This window comes from Paracoccus alkenifer (assembly GCF_900108405.1).
Lineage (GTDB): Bacteria > Pseudomonadota > Alphaproteobacteria > Rhodobacterales > Rhodobacteraceae > Paracoccus > Paracoccus alkenifer.
Window position 1 is genome coordinate 573,401 of the sequence record NZ_FNXG01000002.1, and the last position, 15,596, is coordinate 588,996.

At 68.5% G+C, this 15,596-nt stretch carries 19 protein-coding genes; 11 read left to right on the forward strand and 8 right to left on the reverse strand.

Annotation, left to right across the window (positions count from 1 at the left end; all coding sequences use genetic code 11):
- Nucleotides 1-31 precede the first annotated feature (31 nt).
- From BLW83_RS06935 to BLW83_RS06950, 4 genes are all read right to left on the reverse strand, one after another.
- Complete coding sequence (locus BLW83_RS06935; protein ID WP_090847547.1) at nt 32-1,054, reverse strand: hypothetical protein; 1,023 nt, start codon at nt 1,052-1,054, stop codon at nt 32-34.
- A 258-nt stretch (nt 1,055-1,312) separates the two neighbouring features.
- Complete coding sequence (locus BLW83_RS06940; protein ID WP_090846941.1) at nt 1,313-1,768, reverse strand: YbjN domain-containing protein; 456 nt, start codon at nt 1,766-1,768, stop codon at nt 1,313-1,315.
- Nucleotides 1,769-1,865: 97 nt separating this feature from the next.
- A complete protein-coding gene (rpoH, locus tag BLW83_RS06945; protein WP_090847549.1) occupies nt 1,866-2,768 on the reverse strand; it encodes an RNA polymerase sigma factor RpoH in 903 nt (300 codons plus the stop codon).
- A gap of 30 nt (nt 2,769-2,798) precedes the next feature.
- A complete protein-coding gene (locus tag BLW83_RS06950) occupies nt 2,799-3,857 on the reverse strand; it encodes an RluA family pseudouridine synthase (RefSeq protein WP_090846943.1) in 1,059 nt (352 codons plus the stop codon).
- Here BLW83_RS06950 and BLW83_RS06955 point away from each other — a divergent pair.
- Complete coding sequence (locus tag BLW83_RS06955; RefSeq protein WP_090846944.1) at nt 3,856-4,161, forward strand: DUF6476 family protein; 306 nt, start codon at nt 3,856-3,858, stop codon at nt 4,159-4,161. The genes BLW83_RS06950 and BLW83_RS06955 overlap by 2 nt on opposite strands.
- 154 nt (nt 4,162-4,315) lie before the next feature.
- Here the strand turns inward: BLW83_RS06955 and BLW83_RS06960 are convergent, their stop codons facing one another.
- Nucleotides 4,316-4,594 carry an accessory factor UbiK family protein gene (locus BLW83_RS06960; RefSeq protein ID WP_090846946.1) on the reverse strand — a complete coding sequence of 93 codons (279 nt, stop codon included), beginning with the start codon at nt 4,592-4,594 and terminating at the stop codon, nt 4,316-4,318.
- A 150-nt stretch (nt 4,595-4,744) separates the two neighbouring features.
- On the opposite strand from BLW83_RS06960, the gene lgt reads away from it, so the two are divergent.
- The 3 genes from lgt (at nt 4,745) to pgeF (ending at nt 7,537) form a co-directional block, all read left to right on the forward strand.
- Nucleotides 4,745-5,614, forward strand: a complete 870-nt coding sequence (gene lgt, locus BLW83_RS06965) for a prolipoprotein diacylglyceryl transferase (RefSeq protein WP_090846948.1) — start codon at nt 4,745-4,747, stop codon at nt 5,612-5,614.
- Nucleotides 5,611-6,714 (forward strand): class I SAM-dependent methyltransferase, encoded by a 1,104-nt coding sequence (locus tag BLW83_RS06970; RefSeq protein ID WP_090847551.1) that lies wholly within the window; start codon nt 5,611-5,613, stop codon nt 6,712-6,714. The genes lgt and BLW83_RS06970 overlap by 4 nt, the downstream gene beginning before the upstream one ends.
- Nucleotides 6,715-6,778: 64 nt before the next feature.
- Nucleotides 6,779-7,537 carry a peptidoglycan editing factor PgeF gene (gene pgeF, locus BLW83_RS06975; RefSeq protein ID WP_090846950.1) on the forward strand — a complete coding sequence of 253 codons (759 nt, stop codon included), beginning with the start codon at nt 6,779-6,781 and terminating at the stop codon, nt 7,535-7,537.
- On the opposite strand, the gene BLW83_RS06980 is transcribed toward pgeF, so the two are convergent.
- Nucleotides 7,534-8,019, reverse strand: a complete 486-nt coding sequence (locus BLW83_RS06980) for an Lrp/AsnC family transcriptional regulator (RefSeq protein WP_090846952.1) — start codon at nt 8,017-8,019, stop codon at nt 7,534-7,536. The two genes, pgeF and BLW83_RS06980, sit on opposite strands and share 4 nt — an antisense overlap.
- A gap of 179 nt (nt 8,020-8,198) precedes the next feature.
- Between BLW83_RS06980 and BLW83_RS06985 the strand changes: the two genes are divergently transcribed.
- The 4 genes from BLW83_RS06985 (at nt 8,199) to BLW83_RS07000 (ending at nt 12,738) form a co-directional block, all read left to right on the forward strand.
- Complete coding sequence (locus BLW83_RS06985) at nt 8,199-8,891, forward strand: DUF4395 domain-containing protein (RefSeq protein WP_090846954.1); 693 nt, start codon at nt 8,199-8,201, stop codon at nt 8,889-8,891.
- Nucleotides 8,892-8,950: 59 nt separating this feature from the next.
- Nucleotides 8,951-9,964, forward strand: a complete 1,014-nt coding sequence (gene trxB, locus BLW83_RS06990) for a thioredoxin-disulfide reductase (RefSeq protein ID WP_090846956.1) — start codon at nt 8,951-8,953, stop codon at nt 9,962-9,964.
- A 192-nt stretch (nt 9,965-10,156) separates the two neighbouring features.
- Nucleotides 10,157-11,872, forward strand: a complete 1,716-nt coding sequence (locus BLW83_RS06995) for a bifunctional sulfate adenylyltransferase/adenylylsulfate kinase (protein ID WP_090846958.1) — start codon at nt 10,157-10,159, stop codon at nt 11,870-11,872.
- 89 nt (nt 11,873-11,961) lie between these two features.
- Nucleotides 11,962-12,738 (forward strand): glycosyltransferase family A protein, encoded by a 777-nt coding sequence (locus tag BLW83_RS07000; RefSeq protein WP_218139087.1) that lies wholly within the window; start codon nt 11,962-11,964, stop codon nt 12,736-12,738.
- Nucleotides 12,739-12,742: 4 nt separating this feature from the next.
- On the opposite strand, the gene BLW83_RS07005 is transcribed toward BLW83_RS07000, so the two are convergent.
- Both BLW83_RS07005 and BLW83_RS07010 read right to left on the reverse strand, forming a co-directional pair.
- Entirely contained in the window at nt 12,743-12,967 is a 225-nt protein-coding gene (locus tag BLW83_RS07005) for a DUF1150 family protein (protein ID WP_090847553.1), read from the reverse strand.
- 11 nt (nt 12,968-12,978) lie between these two features.
- Nucleotides 12,979-13,389, reverse strand: a complete 411-nt coding sequence (locus tag BLW83_RS07010) for an Hsp20 family protein (protein ID WP_090846962.1) — start codon at nt 13,387-13,389, stop codon at nt 12,979-12,981.
- Nucleotides 13,390-13,609: 220 nt separating this feature from the next.
- Here BLW83_RS07010 and BLW83_RS07015 point away from each other — a divergent pair, with 220 nt between their 5' ends.
- From BLW83_RS07015 to BLW83_RS07025, 3 genes are all read left to right on the forward strand, one after another.
- Complete coding sequence (locus BLW83_RS07015) at nt 13,610-13,828, forward strand: YdcH family protein (RefSeq protein ID WP_090846964.1); 219 nt, start codon at nt 13,610-13,612, stop codon at nt 13,826-13,828.
- An 81-nt stretch (nt 13,829-13,909) separates the two neighbouring features.
- Nucleotides 13,910-14,395 carry a 5-(carboxyamino)imidazole ribonucleotide mutase gene (purE, locus tag BLW83_RS07020; protein WP_090846966.1) on the forward strand — a complete coding sequence of 162 codons (486 nt, stop codon included), beginning with the start codon at nt 13,910-13,912 and terminating at the stop codon, nt 14,393-14,395.
- Nucleotides 14,388-15,446 (forward strand): 5-(carboxyamino)imidazole ribonucleotide synthase, encoded by a 1,059-nt coding sequence (locus tag BLW83_RS07025; protein WP_090846968.1) that lies wholly within the window; start codon nt 14,388-14,390, stop codon nt 15,444-15,446. The genes purE and BLW83_RS07025 overlap by 8 nt, the downstream gene beginning before the upstream one ends.
- Nucleotides 15,447-15,596: the final 150 nt, after the last annotated feature.

Below are 15,596 nucleotides of genomic sequence, written 5' to 3' on the forward strand. Positions count from 1 at the left end.
GCCCTGCCGAGGGATGATGTTGTTGCCCGGCTCAGCGGGAACAGATCTGCTGCAATTGCAGCCATTCGCCCTCGGTCATCAGCGGCTCGGGCGGATCGGATGCGTGCCACGGGTCGGCCTCGATCAGGGTCAGCACGGTTTCTCCACTGGGGTCGAGCGAGCGGGCATAGGGTTGGCTGGAAACCCCGGCCTCTTGCATCCGGGCCAGCAGCGCCTCGTCGTCGGGGCGCGGGGCGGGACGCAAGAGCAGCGCCGAGCCCTGTCCGGCGATGGCCGTCGCCGTCAACTCGCCCGACGTCAGCATCTTCAGCGCCGCCCCCAGCCCCGCATCGCGCAGCACCGCGGCCAGCGGGTCGGCGCCGGCCGCGGCGACATCGGCGGCAAGCACATGTCCCGCGGCGACGGCGGGGCCGGCTTCGCCCGCGATCATGTCGTCGCCGATCACCACGATCCGCCCCGGCAAAGCCCGCGCGCCCCGCATCGTGGCCGGAAGCACCACGATACGGCCCTCGGGCCCCAGCAGCCGCGCGGACAGCCGGTCCAGAACCGCCGCGCCCGAGGGCCGGTCGCAGGCCGCCCCCGTGGTCTGCCGCATGTCGGCAAGCATCGCCAGCCCGACGGCGGTGCGCTGCACGGGGGGCGCGATCCGTGCGGCATGGGCGATCAACGCGCCCGGCAGCCAGATGACCGCCGCCAATGCCGCCGCCGCCGCCATCGACCAGACCAGCGCTGCGCGCAGGCGCCCCTTGTGCGGGCGGCTGGCGGCAATGGCGGAATGGACCCGTTCGATCGCCTGCACCATCAGCTGGTCGTCGATCTCGACCACCTCGTCCTGGGCCGCGTCGCCGGGGGCGAAAATCGCAGGCAGCTGCCCGGGGTTCAGCCGTGTCACCGCAGGCAGCGACCAATGAGACAGCGGCTCTTCCGAGCGGGGGTCGCGCAGGATCAGCGTGGCGTCCCCGAAGGACACGATCACGTCATGCAGCCGCCCGTCCGGTCGGGGTCGCCACACCCCCGCCGCTTCAAGCCGCTGGAACTGCGTCAATGCGGTCACGGTGGCCGAAATCTCCGTTGTGGTCGTGCCGGGGACGCTTGCCGGATGCGGCATGGCCCCAAGGTGATTGTGCCGATTCCGGGTTGTTCGTCCAGTCCCGGGCCGCAAGCGGCACCCGGCCCGCGCCGCACCTGTGCGGGGGCGATGCCGCCCGCGGTGGCGAATCGGGCGCGCGGGTCCGAAAGCCCCGGCCACGGCGCAGCCTCGCGTCGGTTTCCGGCGCCCCGCAGGCGGAACGGCGCCGTCCTGCCCGGCCAGTCACCAGCCGATGAAAGCGGAAAACTCGGAGGTGCCGACGCGCCACATGTCCAGCACCAGCTCAAAGCCGCTGTCGCTCATTCCGTCCTCGGCCAGGGGCACCAGCATTTCCAGGAACGGGTCGCCTTCGTCGTCGATCCAGGCCTTGCCAAAGCGCTTGGTCCGGTTCCACTCGTTCACCTTGGCGGCGCTGAGCGGGCTGTCGAGATCGAAGCCCGCGCGAAACTCGACCGAGCTGCACGTCGCATCCTCGCAGCCATAGAACCAGATCGAAAAATGCACCCCGTCGATGCGCGACTGGATTTTCGGGTCGCCGTCGTCATCGACACCCTTGTCGGCTTTCAGCCCGTAATCGCGCAGCGCGACGGCGATGGAATCCGCCGTGCCCACAACCTGCGCGACCGCAGGGGTCGTCAATGCGGCAAACACCACCAGAACCGCAGCCAAAGCTTTCATCGCCGTCAACCCTTGATCGTCACGCACTGCAACCCGATGCCCCACCCGCGGCAGGGGATCAAGGGGCACACACCCCGGGCGCAAAAGATCGGCGCCCCTATTCCTGCCCGATTTCCAGCCCCTTTTCGCTGGCCAGCCGATGCATCCGCTCTTGCAGCTTTTCAAAGGCGCGCACCTCGATCTGGCGGATACGCTCTCGCGAGACGCCATAGCGGGTGGACAGCTGTTCCAGCGTCACCGGGTCGTCGCGCAGCCGGCGCTCGGTCAGGATGTCGCGCTCGCGGTCGTTCAGCACGTCCATCGCGGCCGCCAGCATGGATCTGCGGGTGTCCAGCTCATCGGCCTCGGCGTAATCGCCGGCCTGATCGGCGCTTTCATCCTCAAGCCAGTCCTGCCATTGCGCGGTCGAATCGCCATCGGCCGAGCCCACCGTCGCGTTCAGCGAGGCGTCGCCCCCCGACATGCGGCGGTTCATCTCGATCACTTCCCTTTCGGTGACGCTCAGGTCATGGGCGATGCGGGCCAGGTTTTCCGGCCGCAGGTCGCCCTCTTCAAAGGCGCCCAGCTTGGCCTTGGCCTTGCGCAGGTTGAAAAACAGCTTTTTCTGCGCGCTGGTCGTGCCCATCTTGACCAGCGACCACGAGCGCAGGATGTATTCCTGGATCGAGGCGCGGATCCACCACATCGCATAAGTGGCCAGCCGAAACCCCTTGTCGGGGTCAAAACGCTTGACCGCCTGCATCAGCCCGACGTTGGCCTCGGAAATCACCTCGGCCTGCGGCAGGCCGTAGCCGCGATAGCCCATGGCGATCTTGGCGGCCAGCCGCAGATGGCTGGTGACCAGCCTGTGCGCGGCGTCGCTGTCCTGATGGTCCACCCATGCCTTTGCCAGCATGAACTCTTCCTCGGGCTCAAGCAGGGGGAACTTGCGGATCTCTTGCAGGTAGCGGTTGAGACCCTGTTCGGGGCTGGGGGCGGGCAGTTTCGTGTAATTCGCCATGGTCATCCTTGTGCGGCAAGGGGCCGCGACTCATATGTCTGAACGCTGGGTGTCGGGGCCGGTTCCACGCAGGGCTGCGGCCAGTGTCGTCATGTCCGGGGGCAGGGGGCTGTCAAAGTTCAGCCTGCGCCCGTCGGCGGGGTGGTCAAAGCCCAGATGCGCGGCGTGCAGCGCCTGCCGGGGGAAAGCGGCGACGGCGGCAGCAGCAGCAGACCCAAGCGCGCGGGCCGAGGCGCGACGCGCGCCACCATACACCGGATCGCCGATCAATCCCAGCCCGCAATGGGCCAGATGCACCCGGATCTGGTGGGTGCGCCCGGTTTCCAGCCGGCATTCCGCCAGCATCGCGGCCGGAGGCCGGCCAAAGCTTTCCAGCATCCGCGCCCGCGTCACCGCGTGGCGGCCATGGGTGGCGCTGACCGCCTGGCGCTGGCGGTCGGTGGGGTGGCGGCCGATGTTGGTGGCGACCCTAAGCACCCCGCCGGGTTCGAAACTGACGCCCGGCAGGCCGCGCAGCCGCGGGTCGGCGGGGTCGATCACCCCATGTGCCAGCGCCAGATAACGGCGCGAGGCGCTGTGATCCTCGAACTGACGGGCCAGCGCGTGATGGGCGCGGTCGGTCTTGGCGACGACCAGCAGCCCCGAGGTGTCCTTGTCGATACGATGCACGATGCCGGGGCGCAGCGCGCCGCCGATCCCCGACAGGCTGCCCGCGCAATGCGCCAGCAGCGCGTTGACCAGCGTCCCCGAGGGGCTGCCGGGCGCCGGATGCACCACCATGCCGGCGGGCTTGTCGATGACGATCAGATCGTCATCCTCATGGACGATGGTCAGCGGAATGGCTTCGGGGCGCGCGTCGATGGGTTCGGGCGCGCCGATTGTGATCACATATTCGCCGGGGATGGCGCGGGCCTTGCCGTCATGCACCACTCCGCCCGGGCCACGCACCGCGCCCTCGGCGATCAGCCGCACGATGCGCGAGCGCGACAGCGACGCCGACGCTGGCGCCGCCGTGGCCAGCGCCTTATCAAGCCGCAGGGGTTCGGTCGGCGGCAGGTCGGCCGCGAGGGTCAGGACGAGGTCGGGCATGGCGGCGCATGATAAGGCAGAGAGCAGAGCGGGGAAAGTGCCGGAACTGGCCTGGCTGCGCCGGCTGGTGACGGCGCTGGCGCTGGTGATGATGCTGGGCATCGCGGCGGTGGCGGCGACGCTGTGGCTGCGGCTGTCGCCGTCGCTGCCGCAACTGCCCGCCGCGATCACCCTGCCGCAGGGGGAAACCGCCGCCGCCGTCACCTTTGCCCGCGACTGGACGGTGGTGGTCACCGGAGCGGGCACGATTCTGCTGTTCGACAGCACCGGCCGGCTGCGGCAGTCCGTGGCGCCCGATTCCTGAGCAGCGGCGGTTTGACGACCCGTCACGCCCGGCGTCGCCGCTGCATGGGTATTTGGACCAGAAAGAAGTCACATGGCGCGACGGGCTGCGGGCTTCTTTCTGGCTGAAATACCCATTGCGGCCCTGCCGCCGGTGCGGCGGCCGCGGGGGGCGCTCAGCCGACCGGCTGGTCCGGCTCTGAGTCCTTGTCTTGCAGCGCAGCGATCATGGCGCGCAGTTCGGCGTTTTCGGTGCGGGCCTTGACGGCCATGTCGCGGACCGCCTCGAATTCCTCGCGGGTGACGAAGTTGCGGTCCGCCAGCCAGCGGTCCACCCAGCTTTTCATCGCGGTCTCGGCCTCGTCCCGCGCGCCCTGGGCCACGCCCATCGCATTGGTCATCAGCCGGGACATGTCGTCCAGAAAACGGTTCGGCCCGCTGCCCTGGGTGGTCATGATGTCGTCCTTTCGCGTCCTGCGTCGGGGCTTATATGGCGCCGCGGCGCTCTCGCTTCAATGATCACCTGTCAGGGGCGCTGCGGTTGACAGCGTGGCGCGGCGCGGCCAAGCACAATCGGCCAATTCCCGGCGGTCCACGAGGAAACCATGATCCCATTTCCCGAAATCTCGCCGGACGTGTTCGCGATTACCATCGGCGGGCGTGAGTTCGCGCTGCGCTGGTATGCGCTGGCCTATCTGGCCGGGCTGCTGATCGGCTGGCGGATGATCGTGGCGCTGATGCGGCGTCCCGGGCTTTGGGGCGGGGTCGCGCCCATGCGCCCCGAGCAGGTCGAAGAGCTGCTGACCTGGGTGGTGGGCGGCGTGATCCTGGGCGGGCGGCTGGGTTTCGTGCTGTTCTACGAGCCGGGCTATTACCTGTCGCACCCCGCCGAGATCATCAAGGTCTGGCAGGGCGGCATGTCGTTTCACGGCGGTTTTCTGGGTGTGGTGCTGGCCGCCTGGGCCTGGGCGCGGCGCCACGGCATTGCGGCGCTGCGGCTGGCCGATGCGCTGGCGGTGGCGGCGCCGGTCGGGCTGCTGCTGGGGCGGCTGGCCAATTTCATCAACGCCGAGCTTTGGGGCCGCCCGACCGATGCGCCCTGGGGGGTGATCTTTCCCGGCGAGGCCGCGCAGGATTGCCCCGGCGTCATCGGCCCCTGCGCCCGCCACCCCAGCCAGCTGTATGAGGCCGGGCTTGAGGGGCTGGTTCTGGTGCTGGTGCTGCTGGTTCTGGTGCGCCGCGGCGGGCTGGCGCGGCCGGGGCTGGCGCTGGGGGTGTTTCTGGCCGGCTACGGGCTGGCGCGTTTCGTGGTCGAGTTCTTCCGTCAGGCCGACGCCCGTTTCATTACCCCCGACAATCCGCTGGGCCATGTGCTGGGCGGGCCGGTCTGGGGCCTCTCCATGGGGCAGGTTTTGTCGCTGCCGATGGTGACGGTGGGCGTGGGGTTCATCCTGTGGGCGCTGAGGTCGCGGTGACGCCGCTGGCCAGGATCATCGCCGCCCGCATCCGGGCCGAAGGGCCGATGGCGCTGGACGACTATATGCGGCTGTGCCTCATGCATCCGCAGCACGGGTATTATTCGACCCGCGATCCCTTTGGCACGCACGGCGATTTCACCACCGCGCCGGAAATCAGCCAGATGTTCGGTGAACTCGTCGGGCTGGCCATTGCGCAGTCGTGGCTGGATCAGGGCGCGCCGGTGCCGTTCACACTGGCCGAGCTGGGGCCGGGGCGGGGCACGCTGATGGCGGATGTGTTGCGCGCCACCGCCCGCGTGCCGGGGTTTCGGCAGGCAGCAACGGTGGCGCTGGTCGAGACCTCGTCGCATCTGCGCGGGATGCAGCGCGAGCGGCTGGGCGAGGTGCTGCATCTCGATTCCGTCGCCGATCTGCCGCAGGCGCCGCTGTTCCTGATCGCGAATGAGTTCTTTGACGCGCTGCCGATCCGGCAAATCCAGCGCACCGCGCAAGGCTGGGCCGAGCGCATGGTGACGCTGGATGCCTCGGGCGCTCTGGCGCTGGCGCTGGGCGCGCCGCAGCCGCTGCCCCTTGACGGACCCGAGGGCGAGATCCGCGAGACCTGCCCCGAGGGTGCGGCGATCATGGCCTTGGTCGCCGGGCGCATCGCCAGCCACGGCGGCGCGGCCATCGTCATCGACTATGGCACCTGGGACGGGCGCGGCGACAGTCTGCAAGCGCTGCGCGCGCACGCCCATGACGACCCGCTGGCCCATCCGGGCGACGCCGACCTGACCGCCCATGTCGATTTCGCGCCGCTGGCCGCGGCCGCGATCCGCGCGGGTGCGCTCGCGTCGGTTCCCGAACCGCAAGGCCCGTGGCTTAGGGCGCTGGGGATCGAGGCGCGGGCGGCGCGGCTGGCTGCTGCCGGCGATACAGGTGCGGCCGAGGCACTGGACCGCTTGACCGCGCCCGCGCGGATGGGTCACCTGTTCAAGGCGATGGCCGTCTGGGCTAAGGATTCGCCGCCGCCGCCGGGGTTCCGCCCGCTGCCGCTGCGCGACGGAGCCGCGCCGCACGACCGTTCCGGCCCCGGCGGGGCCGGCCCCGCAACCTGACGCCTGATCCTGCATTGGCCCGATGACGCTGACCCCATGACGCTGACCCGATGACGCTGACCCTATGACGCTGGAAATCCTGACCCATCCCGCCCTGCGCCCGCTGCGCCACGGGTTCTTTACCCGCAAGGGCGGGGCCTCGTCGGGGCTGTTTTCGGGGCTGAACTGCGGCCGCGGCTCGACCGACCAGCGCGAGATCGTGGCGATCAACCGCGCGCGGGTGGCCGCGGCGATGGGGGTGGGGCCGGACCGGCTGGCGACGGTGCACCAGACCCATTCCGACCTGGTGGTGACGCTGACGGGGGGGGAGGATCTGGACGAGGTGGCCGCGACCGAGGCCGACGCCATCGTCTCGACCGTGCCGGGGGTGGCGATTTCGGTGCTGACCGCCGATTGCCAGCCGATCCTGCTGGCCGACCCCGCGGCGGGGGTGATCGCCGCCGCCCATGCCGGCTGGAAAGGCGCGCTGGGCGGGATTCTGGAGGCGACGGTGGCGGCCATGCGCGCGGCCGGGGCGCAGGACATCCGCGCGGTGATCGGCCCCTGCATCAGCCAGCGCGCCTATGAGGTGGGCGAGGATTTCATGGACCGCTTTCTGATCGAGGACGACAGCCACGCGCGGTTCTTTTCCGGCGGGCCAAACGGGCGGCCGATGTTCAACCTGCCGGGATTCGGGCTGGCCGCGCTGCGCGAACTGGGGGTCGAGGCCGAATGGATCGGCCATTGCACCTATGGCGACCCCGAGCGGTTTTTCAGCTATCGCCGCGCCACCCACCAGGGCGCGGCCGATTACGGGCGGCTGATTTCCGCGATCGCGCTTTAGCGCGGCTCGACCAGCTCGAACGGCACGCCGGGTTCGTCCTTGGCGCAGCGGATCACCAGGCTGGTCTTGACGCTGGCCACGTTGTCGGCCGCGGTCAGCTGTTCGGTCAGAAAGCGCTGAAAGCTGGACAGGTCCGGCGCCACGCATTTGAGGATAAAGTCGATCTCGCCGTTCAGCATGTGGCATTCGCGCACCAGCGCCCAGCCGCGGGCGAGTTCCTCGAATGCGGTCAGGTCGCGTTCGGACTGGCTGTGCAGGCGCACCATGGCGAAGACCTGCACCTCGAATCCCAGCTCGCGAGGGGCGACGTCGGCGTGATAGCCGCGGATGAAGCCCTGTTCTTCCAGCGTGCGGACCCGGCGCAGGCAGGGCGGGGCCGAAATACCGACCCGGCGGGCCAGTTCCACGTTGGTCATCCGCCCGTCTGCCTGCAATTCCGCCAGGATAAGTCGGTCGATTTCATCCAGCCTGGCGCTTGCCATGTTCTGTCCACTCCTGCTTTCGGCGCGGAACTTACGGGTTTGCCGCGACAGGCGCAATATTGTTTCAAAATGCCGCCTGTCCGCGCAGCACCGGCGCCGGCAGGGGTGCGACATGATGAAGCAATAGCGTATATACGAAGATATTCATACGATGGGTGGAAATCGAAACGGAGCCTTTAATGTCCGCCATACTTTCTTTCGGAGAAACCCGTCCCGGCTATGACGTGCCGGTGCTGAACGAGCGCGAGGCCCGCGCCGCCGCCGGTATCCTGCTGCTGATGTCGGTGATCGCCGCGGTCAATGCGGCGCTGCTGGAAAACTTCCTGCCGATGCGTCTGGTCGTCACGCTGTTCTTTGTCGATTTCGCGCTGCGGGTGCTGGTGAACCCGCGCTTTGCCCCCAGCCTGGTGCTGGCGCGGCTGATCGTCGGCAATCAGGAACCCGAATTCACCGGCGCGCCGCAGAAACGCTTTGCCTGGTCGCTGGGGCTGGGGCTGGCGGTGGCGGTGATGGTGATGATCTGGGGCTTCAACATCGCCGGCCCGTGGCTGATGGCGGCCTGCATGGTCTGCATGACGCTGCTGTATCTCGAAGCCGTGTTCGGCATCTGCGTGGGCTGCAAGCTGTATCCGCTGGTGATGCGCCGCGCGGTCAGCCACTGCCCGGGCGGGGTCTGCGAGATGAAGCCGCGCCGTGATCCGATGACCCGCGCCGGCCTGGTCGAGATCGCGGTGCTGCTGGCGGTGCTGCTGGGCATCGCGGCGCTGATCCCCGTGGTGGTCGCGATGGACCCGCCCGCGCGGCCCGTCGCCGCCACCTCGGCCCCCGCAGTGACCCCCGCACTGGACCCCGCATCGAGGCTGGGCGAATAGCCCGCTTGTGAGCCACGCCCGGCGACGCTACATCCTCTAGGCTCAGGTAAGGATATCCCATGACCCAGACCCGTCATACCCGCGTTCTGATCATCGGCTCCGGCCCGGCCGGCTATACCGCGGGGGTCTATGCGGCCCGCGCGATGCTGGACCCGGTGCTGATTCAGGGGATGCAGCCGGGCGGGCAGCTGACCATCACCACCGATGTGGAAAACTGGCCGGGCGATACCATGGTTACCGGCCCGGAGTTGATGGTGCGCATGGAAACCCACGCCCGCGAGGTCGGGACCGAGATCATCACCGACACGGTGACCCGGCTCGACCTGTCGCAGCGGCCCTTTGCCGCCGAATGCGATAGCGGTGCGCGCTGGACGGCCGATGCGGTGATTCTGGCCACCGGGGCGCAGGCGCGCTGGCTGGGGCTGGACAGCGAGACCCGGTTCCAGGGCTTTGGCGTCTCGGCCTGCGCCACCTGCGACGGGTTCTTTTACCGCGGGCGCGAGGTGATCGTGGTCGGCGGCGGCAACACGGCGGTGGAAGAGGCGCTGTTCCTGACCAATTTCGCCAGCAAGGTGACGCTGGTCCATCGCCGCGACAGCCTGCGCGCCGAACGGGTGTTGCAGGACCGGCTGTTCAAGCACCCCAAGGTGGAAATCCTCTGGAACCACGAGATCGCCGAGATCACCGGCACCGACCAGCCGCTGGGGGTGACGGGGGCGGTGCTGCGCTCGACCGCGGACGGCTCGACCCGCAAGATCGCGGCGGACGGAGTGTTCATCGCCATCGGCCATTCGCCCGCCTCGGAACTGGTCAAGGACCAGCTGAAGCTGCGCGAGGGCGGCTATGTCTGGGTCGAGCCGGGCACCACCCGCACCTCGGTTCCGGGCGTGTTCGCGGCGGGCGACCTGACCGACGACAGCTATCGGCAGGCGGTGACCAGCGCCGGGATGGGCTGCATGGCGGCGCTGGATTCCGAGCATTTCCTGGCGTCCGAGGGGATGGCCGAGCGCGCCACCACCCCCGCCGCCGCGACCGAGCCGCACCGGGCGCCGGCCGCCGCCGGGACCGACTGACCCGCGCCGCCGTGTCCGCGGCCGCGCCCGCGCCGCAGGCTCGCGCCGGGCGCGCGTGGCGCGGCGAAAACGGCCGGTAAAATTCGCAACGACTGGCTGTTGCAGCGCCGGGGCGCCGGGGCTAAGCCTGCTTTCGCGCGCCGCAGCAATTTGCGGCAGGCGCATCCTTTGTCCTGATGATCGAGTGTGCAGATGAGCCAGCCCAACCTCGTGCCGATTCCGGAACTTTACGTCAACGCCGACTCGGCGCAAAAGCTCAAGGTCGATGCCGGCGAAATGCCGTCCTGGGATCTGACCCAGCGGCAGATGTGCGATCTGGAACTGCTGATGAACGGCGGGTTCTACCCGCTCAAGGGTTTCCTGACCGAGGCCGATTATGACGGCGTGGTCAACGACATGCGGCTGTCCTCGGGGGCGCTGTGGCCGATGCCGGTCACGCTGGACGTGTCCGAGGAATTCGCCGCCAGCATCGAGCCGGGCACCGACATCGCGCTGCGCGACCCCGAAGGCGTGATTCTGGCGATCCTGTCGGTCACCGACCGCTGGACCCCGAACAAGAAGCACGAGGCCGAAAAGGTGTTCGGCAACGGCACCGACGACCTCGCGCATCCGGCGATCAACTATCTGCACAACGTGGCCGGGCCGGTCTATCTGGGTGGGCCGATCACCGGCATCCAGCCGCCCACCCATTACGATTTCCGCGCCCGCCGCGACACGCCCAACGAATTGCGCGCGTTCTTTCGCAAGATGGGCTGGCGGCGGATCGTGGCGTTCCAGACCCGCAACCCGCTGCACCGCGCCCATCAGGAACTGACCTTTCGCGCCGCGCGCGAGGCGCAGGCGAATCTGCTGATCCATCCGGTCGTCGGCATGACCAAGCCCGGCGACGTGGACCATTTCACCCGCGTGCGCTGCTATGAAGCGGTGCTGGACAAATACCCCTCGGCCACCACCCATCTGTCGCTGCTGAACCTGGCGATGCGCATGGCCGGCCCGCGCGAGGCGGTGTGGCACGGGATCATCCGCCGTAACCACGGGCTGACCCACATGATCGTCGGCCGCGACCACGCGGGGCCGGGCAAGAACAGCCAGGGGCAGGATTTCTACGGTCCCTATGACGCGCAGGAACTGTTTCGCAAGCATCAGGCCGACATCGGGGTCGAGATGGTCGACTTCAAACAGATGGTCTATGTGCAGGAACGCGCGCAATACGAACCCCGGGACGAGGTCGAAGAGGGCGCGACCATCCTCGACATCTCGGGCACCGAACTGCGCCGCCGCCTGCGCGAGGGGCTGGAAATCCCCGAGTGGTTCAGCTTCCCCGAGGTGGTGACCCAGCTGCGCCGCACCTCGCCCGCGCGCGACAGGCAGGGGTTCACCGTGTTCTTTACCGGGCTGTCGGGGTCGGGGAAATCCACCATCGCCAACGCGCTGATGGTCAAGCTGATGGAGATGGGCGGGCGTCCGGTGACGCTGCTCGACGGCGATGTGGTGCGCAAGCACCTGTCCTCGGAGCTGGGGTTTTCCAAGGAACACCGCGACATCAACATCATGCGCATCGGCTATGTCGCGTCCGAGATCACCAAGAACGGCGGCATCGCGCTATGCGCCCCGATCGCGCCCTATGCGGCCACCCGCCGCGCCGTGCGCCAGATGATCGAGCAATACGGCGCCTTTCTCGAAGTCCACGTCGCCACCAGCCTTGAGGAATGCGAGCGCCGCGACCGCAAGGGTCTCTACAAGCTGGCGCGCGAGGGCAAGATCAAGGAATTCACCGGGATTTCAGACCCCTACGAGATCCCCGAAAACCCCGAGCTGCGCGTCCAGACCGAGGGCGTGGACGTGGATTACGCCGCCCAGCAGGTCCTGCTGAAGCTGGAAAGCATGGGGCTGATCGGGCTGGGGTGAACGGTTGATGTCCCCCCCCCCCCCCGGCAACGGGCAGTGATCCGACGGTCATTTCCCTAAGCACGATTCCCCCACGCTTTGCGACTCTGGTGCCCACGCTGAGCGCGTTGCAGCGCCAGAGCCTGCCGGCGGATGAAATCCGGGTGAACATTCCCCGCCGCTATCGGCGCTTTCCCGATTGGGACGGGCGCCTGCCCGACCTGCCCTCGGGGATCCGGATCGTGCGCAGCGACGAAGATTTCGGACCTGCCAGCAAGCTGCTGCCAACGGTCGCCGATCTGCAGGGACAGGCGGTGGACATCCTGTTTTGCGACGACGACATGCTGCCCGATCCTGACTGGCACGTCAGGTTCAAGGCCGACCGGGCTGTTCACCCTGCTGCGGCTCTGGTCGCGGTGGGCAAGCAGATTGGCGACATTCCATTGGCTGCGCGGCCTCGGACAAGGCTACCTCGCGCGCAACGTCGGTCCAAGACGCTGGCCTACAGGCTTTGGCGCGCGGCCACCCTGACCTTGCACAAGCCCCATCCGTTCATTGCCAGCGGCTATGTGGATATTTTATGCGGCTTTGGCGGCGTCATGGTGCGGCCAGAGTTCTTCGATGCCGAGGCTTTCGACATTCCCGAAGTGTTGTGGAGCGTGGATGACCCGTGGCTGTCGGGCCATCTTGAACGCCGCGGGATTCCCATCTGGCTGAATCACCGCCACCGGATGCCACGCGACGGGCAGTCAAGCCGCCGGCACGCCTTGCTGCATCTGGTTGTGGACGGCCATGACCGCGGCGCGGCAGATCACGCCGCAATCCGCCATATGCGCGAGCGTTACGGCATATGGAAAACCGAGGCGGCACAAGCCGCCTCGCCCTGAAACGTCAGTGGACGCTGACCGGGTTCAACTCGTTCTGGCGGGCCAGCATGAAGGCCAGGCCGCGGTCGGCGACCAGTGCCAGCCGTTCCCCGTCGATGCCGTGGACGGCGTAAAGCGCCTGCAACTGCGGCGCCTGCTGGCGCACCTCGACGGGCAGGCTGTCCATTTCGACCCGGCGGACATAGACGATGTTGTCCGAGGTCGTCGGAAAATCATGTTTCATGTTCATGTCGATCCCCTTCATTTGCGGCTGATCGGTATGGTCTGGACGATGTTTTGCGGCGCGGTCCGCCGCAGCTCGATATGCAGCAGCCCGTTTTCCAGCGCCGCGCCTTCGACCTCGATGCCCTCGGCCAGCACGAAGCTGCGCTGGAACGCGCGCGAGGCGATGCCGCGGTGCAGGAACTCGCGTTCCCCATCGGCGTCGGCCTGACGGCCGCGGATCACCAGCTGGCGGTCCTCGACGGTCAGCGACAGGTCGTTTTCGGCGAAACCGGCGACGGCCAGGGTGATGCGGAACCCGTCCGGGGCGCGATGCTCGATGTTGTAGGGGGGATAGCCCTCGGCCCCCTTGGCGGCGCGTTCGGCCAGCCGTTCAAGCTGGTCGAATCCCAGCAGGAAAGGGTGTGTTCCCAGGCTCATCTTGGTCATCGGCGTCCTCGGTCAAGCGACTGCTCTGGCCCGGTCCCGATTGCGGCGACCCGGCCACGCGACAGATATGTGATCGCAAATCCGCATCCGCAAGGGGGCCAGCGGGCCGCGGCTGTTGCATCTTGCGGCAGATACCCCGCAAAACGCCCCTTACCGCCGGAACGGCGACCCTGTATCTTGCCGCCAGCCCCCTTGCCAGCCCCCTTGACGGACGCCGATCATGACCACCTCGCAAGAAATGTCGCCCGAAGACATCGCCCGCGCCCGGCTGGCCGGCCTGCGCAACCAGCACCGCGAACTGGACGACCAGATCGCGGCCATGGCGGCGGGGGGCGTGGTGTGCAGCCTGACGCTGGGGCGGCTCAAGCGGCAGAAACTGGCGCTCAAGGACCAGATCGCGCGCATCGAGGATGATCTGACCCCCGATATCATCGCCTGAATGCCGGTTTTCCCCCGTTGCGCCCGCCCGGTGCGCGGTTATGATCCCGGTTTTTCCGCAGGGGCGGCAAAGGGGTGACGAATGACGGTTCCGGTGGGCATCATCATGGGCAGCCAGTCCGACTGGGCCACCATGCGCGAGGCGGCGCAGGTGCTGGACGAGCTGGGCGTTGCCCATGAATCGCGCATCGTCAGCGCGCATCGCACGCCGGATCGGCTGTGGGATTACGGGCGCGCTGCCGTCGGCCGGGGCTTGCAGGTGATCATCGCGGGCGCCGGGGGCGCGGCGCATCTGCCGGGGATGATGGCCTCGAAAACCCGGATCCCGGTGATCGGGGTGCCGGTGCAGACCCGGGCGCTGGGCGGGGTCGATTCGCTTTATTCCATCGTGCAGATGCCCAAGGGGTTTCCGGTTGCGACCATGGCGATCGGGGCGGCGGGGGCGGCGAATGCCGGGCTGATGGCGGCGGGGATCCTGGCGCTGTCCGACCCGGCGCTGGCGGCGCGGCTGGATGCCTGGCGCGCGGCCCTGTCCGCATCCATCCCCGAGGAGCCGCGCGATGACTGACCCCCTGCACCCCGGCGCCAGCATCGGCATTCTTGGCGGCGGCCAGCTGGGGCGGATGCTGTCGGTCGCGGCCAGCCGCCTGGGCTATCGCTGCCATGTGTATGAACCCGGCCCCGCGCCCGCGGGCGATGTGGCCCACCGCCTGACCACCGCCCCTTATGATGACAAGGCCGCGCTGCGCGCATTCGCCGCATCCGTCGATGTGGTGACCTATGAATTCGAGAATGTCCCCGCCGAGGCGCTGGACCTGATCGAAAGCATCGTGCCGATCCGTCCCAACCGCCGCGCGCTGGCGGTCAGTCAGGACCGGCTGACGGAAAAGGATTTCCTGTCCGGGCTGGGGCTGACGGTCGCGCCCTATGCCGCCGTTGACAGCGCCGCCGATCTGGCCGCCGCGATGGGGGGGCATGCGCGCGGCATCCTCAAGACCCGGCGGCTTGGCTATGACGGCAAGGGGCAGGTCCGGGTCGCCGCGGGTGATGATTTCGCTGCCGCCTGGGGGCAGGTGGCCGCGCCCTCGGTGCTGGAAGGATTCGTCGATTTCTCGGCCGAGATCAGCGTGATCGTGGCGCGCGGGCAGGACGGGGCGGTCGCGGCCTATGATCCCGGGCTGAACGAGCATCGCGACGGCATCCTGCGCACCACCACCGTGCCCTGCGGCCTGCCCGCGCGGCTGATTCCGGATGCGGTGCTGATCGCCAGCCGCATCGTCACCGCGCTGGACTATGTCGGCGTGATGGGGGTCGAGCTGTTCGTGACCCCGCAGGGGCTGGTGGTGAACGAGATCGCGCCGCGGGTCCACAACTCGGGTCACTGGACGCAGGCGGGCTGCGCGGTGGACCAGTTCGAGCAGCATATCCGCGCGGTCGCCGGGCTGCCGCTGGGCGACGGGCAGCGTCATGCGGATGTGGTGATGGAGAACCTGATCGGCGACGACATCGCGCGAGTGCCGCAGCTGCTGGCGCGGCCGGACACCCAGATCCATCTTTACGGCAAGGGCGAGGCCCGTCCCGGCCGCAAGATGGGCCATGTGAACATGATCCAGCGCTAGGCTGGCGCGGGGCAGGGCGCGCCCTTGCGCCCTCGGGGCGGTGCCGCGGCCGCCTGTCCTGGCGGCTTGCTGCCCCGGCGGGGTCCGGGCTGACGTGCGGAAACGCTTGACCGGGCGGGCATGGCTCAGCCATATCCGCGCATCGTCGAG

What these genes read in the sequence shown, in the direction of transcription:
- BLW83_RS06995 (WP_090846958.1), top strand. Translation starts at nt 10,157, where the DNA reads ATGAGCCAGCCCAACCTCGTGCCGATTCCGGAACTTTACGTCAACGCC.
- lgt (WP_090846948.1), top strand. Translation starts at nt 4,745, where the DNA reads ATGATCCCATTTCCCGAAATCTCGCCGGACGTGTTCGCGATTACCATC.
- purE (WP_090846966.1), top strand. Translation starts at nt 13,910, where the DNA reads ATGACGGTTCCGGTGGGCATCATCATGGGCAGCCAGTCCGACTGGGCC.
- rpoH (WP_090847549.1), bottom strand. Translation starts at nt 2,768, where the DNA reads ATGGCGAATTACACGAAACTGCCCGCCCCCAGCCCCGAACAGGGTCTC.
- BLW83_RS06940 (WP_090846941.1), bottom strand. Translation starts at nt 1,768, where the DNA reads ATGAAAGCTTTGGCTGCGGTTCTGGTGGTGTTTGCCGCATTGACGACC.
- BLW83_RS07025 (WP_090846968.1), top strand. Translation starts at nt 14,388, where the DNA reads ATGACTGACCCCCTGCACCCCGGCGCCAGCATCGGCATTCTTGGCGGC.
- BLW83_RS06985 (WP_090846954.1), top strand. Translation starts at nt 8,199, where the DNA reads ATGTCCGCCATACTTTCTTTCGGAGAAACCCGTCCCGGCTATGACGTG.
- BLW83_RS06950 (WP_090846943.1), bottom strand. Translation starts at nt 3,857, where the DNA reads ATGCCCGACCTCGTCCTGACCCTCGCGGCCGACCTGCCGCCGACCGAA.
- BLW83_RS06955 (WP_090846944.1), top strand. Translation starts at nt 3,856, where the DNA reads ATGGCGGCGCATGATAAGGCAGAGAGCAGAGCGGGGAAAGTGCCGGAA.
- BLW83_RS06980 (WP_090846952.1), bottom strand. Translation starts at nt 8,019, where the DNA reads ATGGCAAGCGCCAGGCTGGATGAAATCGACCGACTTATCCTGGCGGAA.
- BLW83_RS06960 (WP_090846946.1), bottom strand. Translation starts at nt 4,594, where the DNA reads ATGACCACCCAGGGCAGCGGGCCGAACCGTTTTCTGGACGACATGTCC.
- trxB (WP_090846956.1), top strand. Translation starts at nt 8,951, where the DNA reads ATGACCCAGACCCGTCATACCCGCGTTCTGATCATCGGCTCCGGCCCG.
- pgeF (WP_090846950.1), top strand. Translation starts at nt 6,779, where the DNA reads ATGACGCTGGAAATCCTGACCCATCCCGCCCTGCGCCCGCTGCGCCAC.
- BLW83_RS07015 (WP_090846964.1), top strand. Translation starts at nt 13,610, where the DNA reads ATGACCACCTCGCAAGAAATGTCGCCCGAAGACATCGCCCGCGCCCGG.
- BLW83_RS07010 (WP_090846962.1), bottom strand. Translation starts at nt 13,389, where the DNA reads ATGACCAAGATGAGCCTGGGAACACACCCTTTCCTGCTGGGATTCGAC.
- BLW83_RS07005 (WP_090847553.1), bottom strand. Translation starts at nt 12,967, where the DNA reads ATGAACATGAAACATGATTTTCCGACGACCTCGGACAACATCGTCTAT.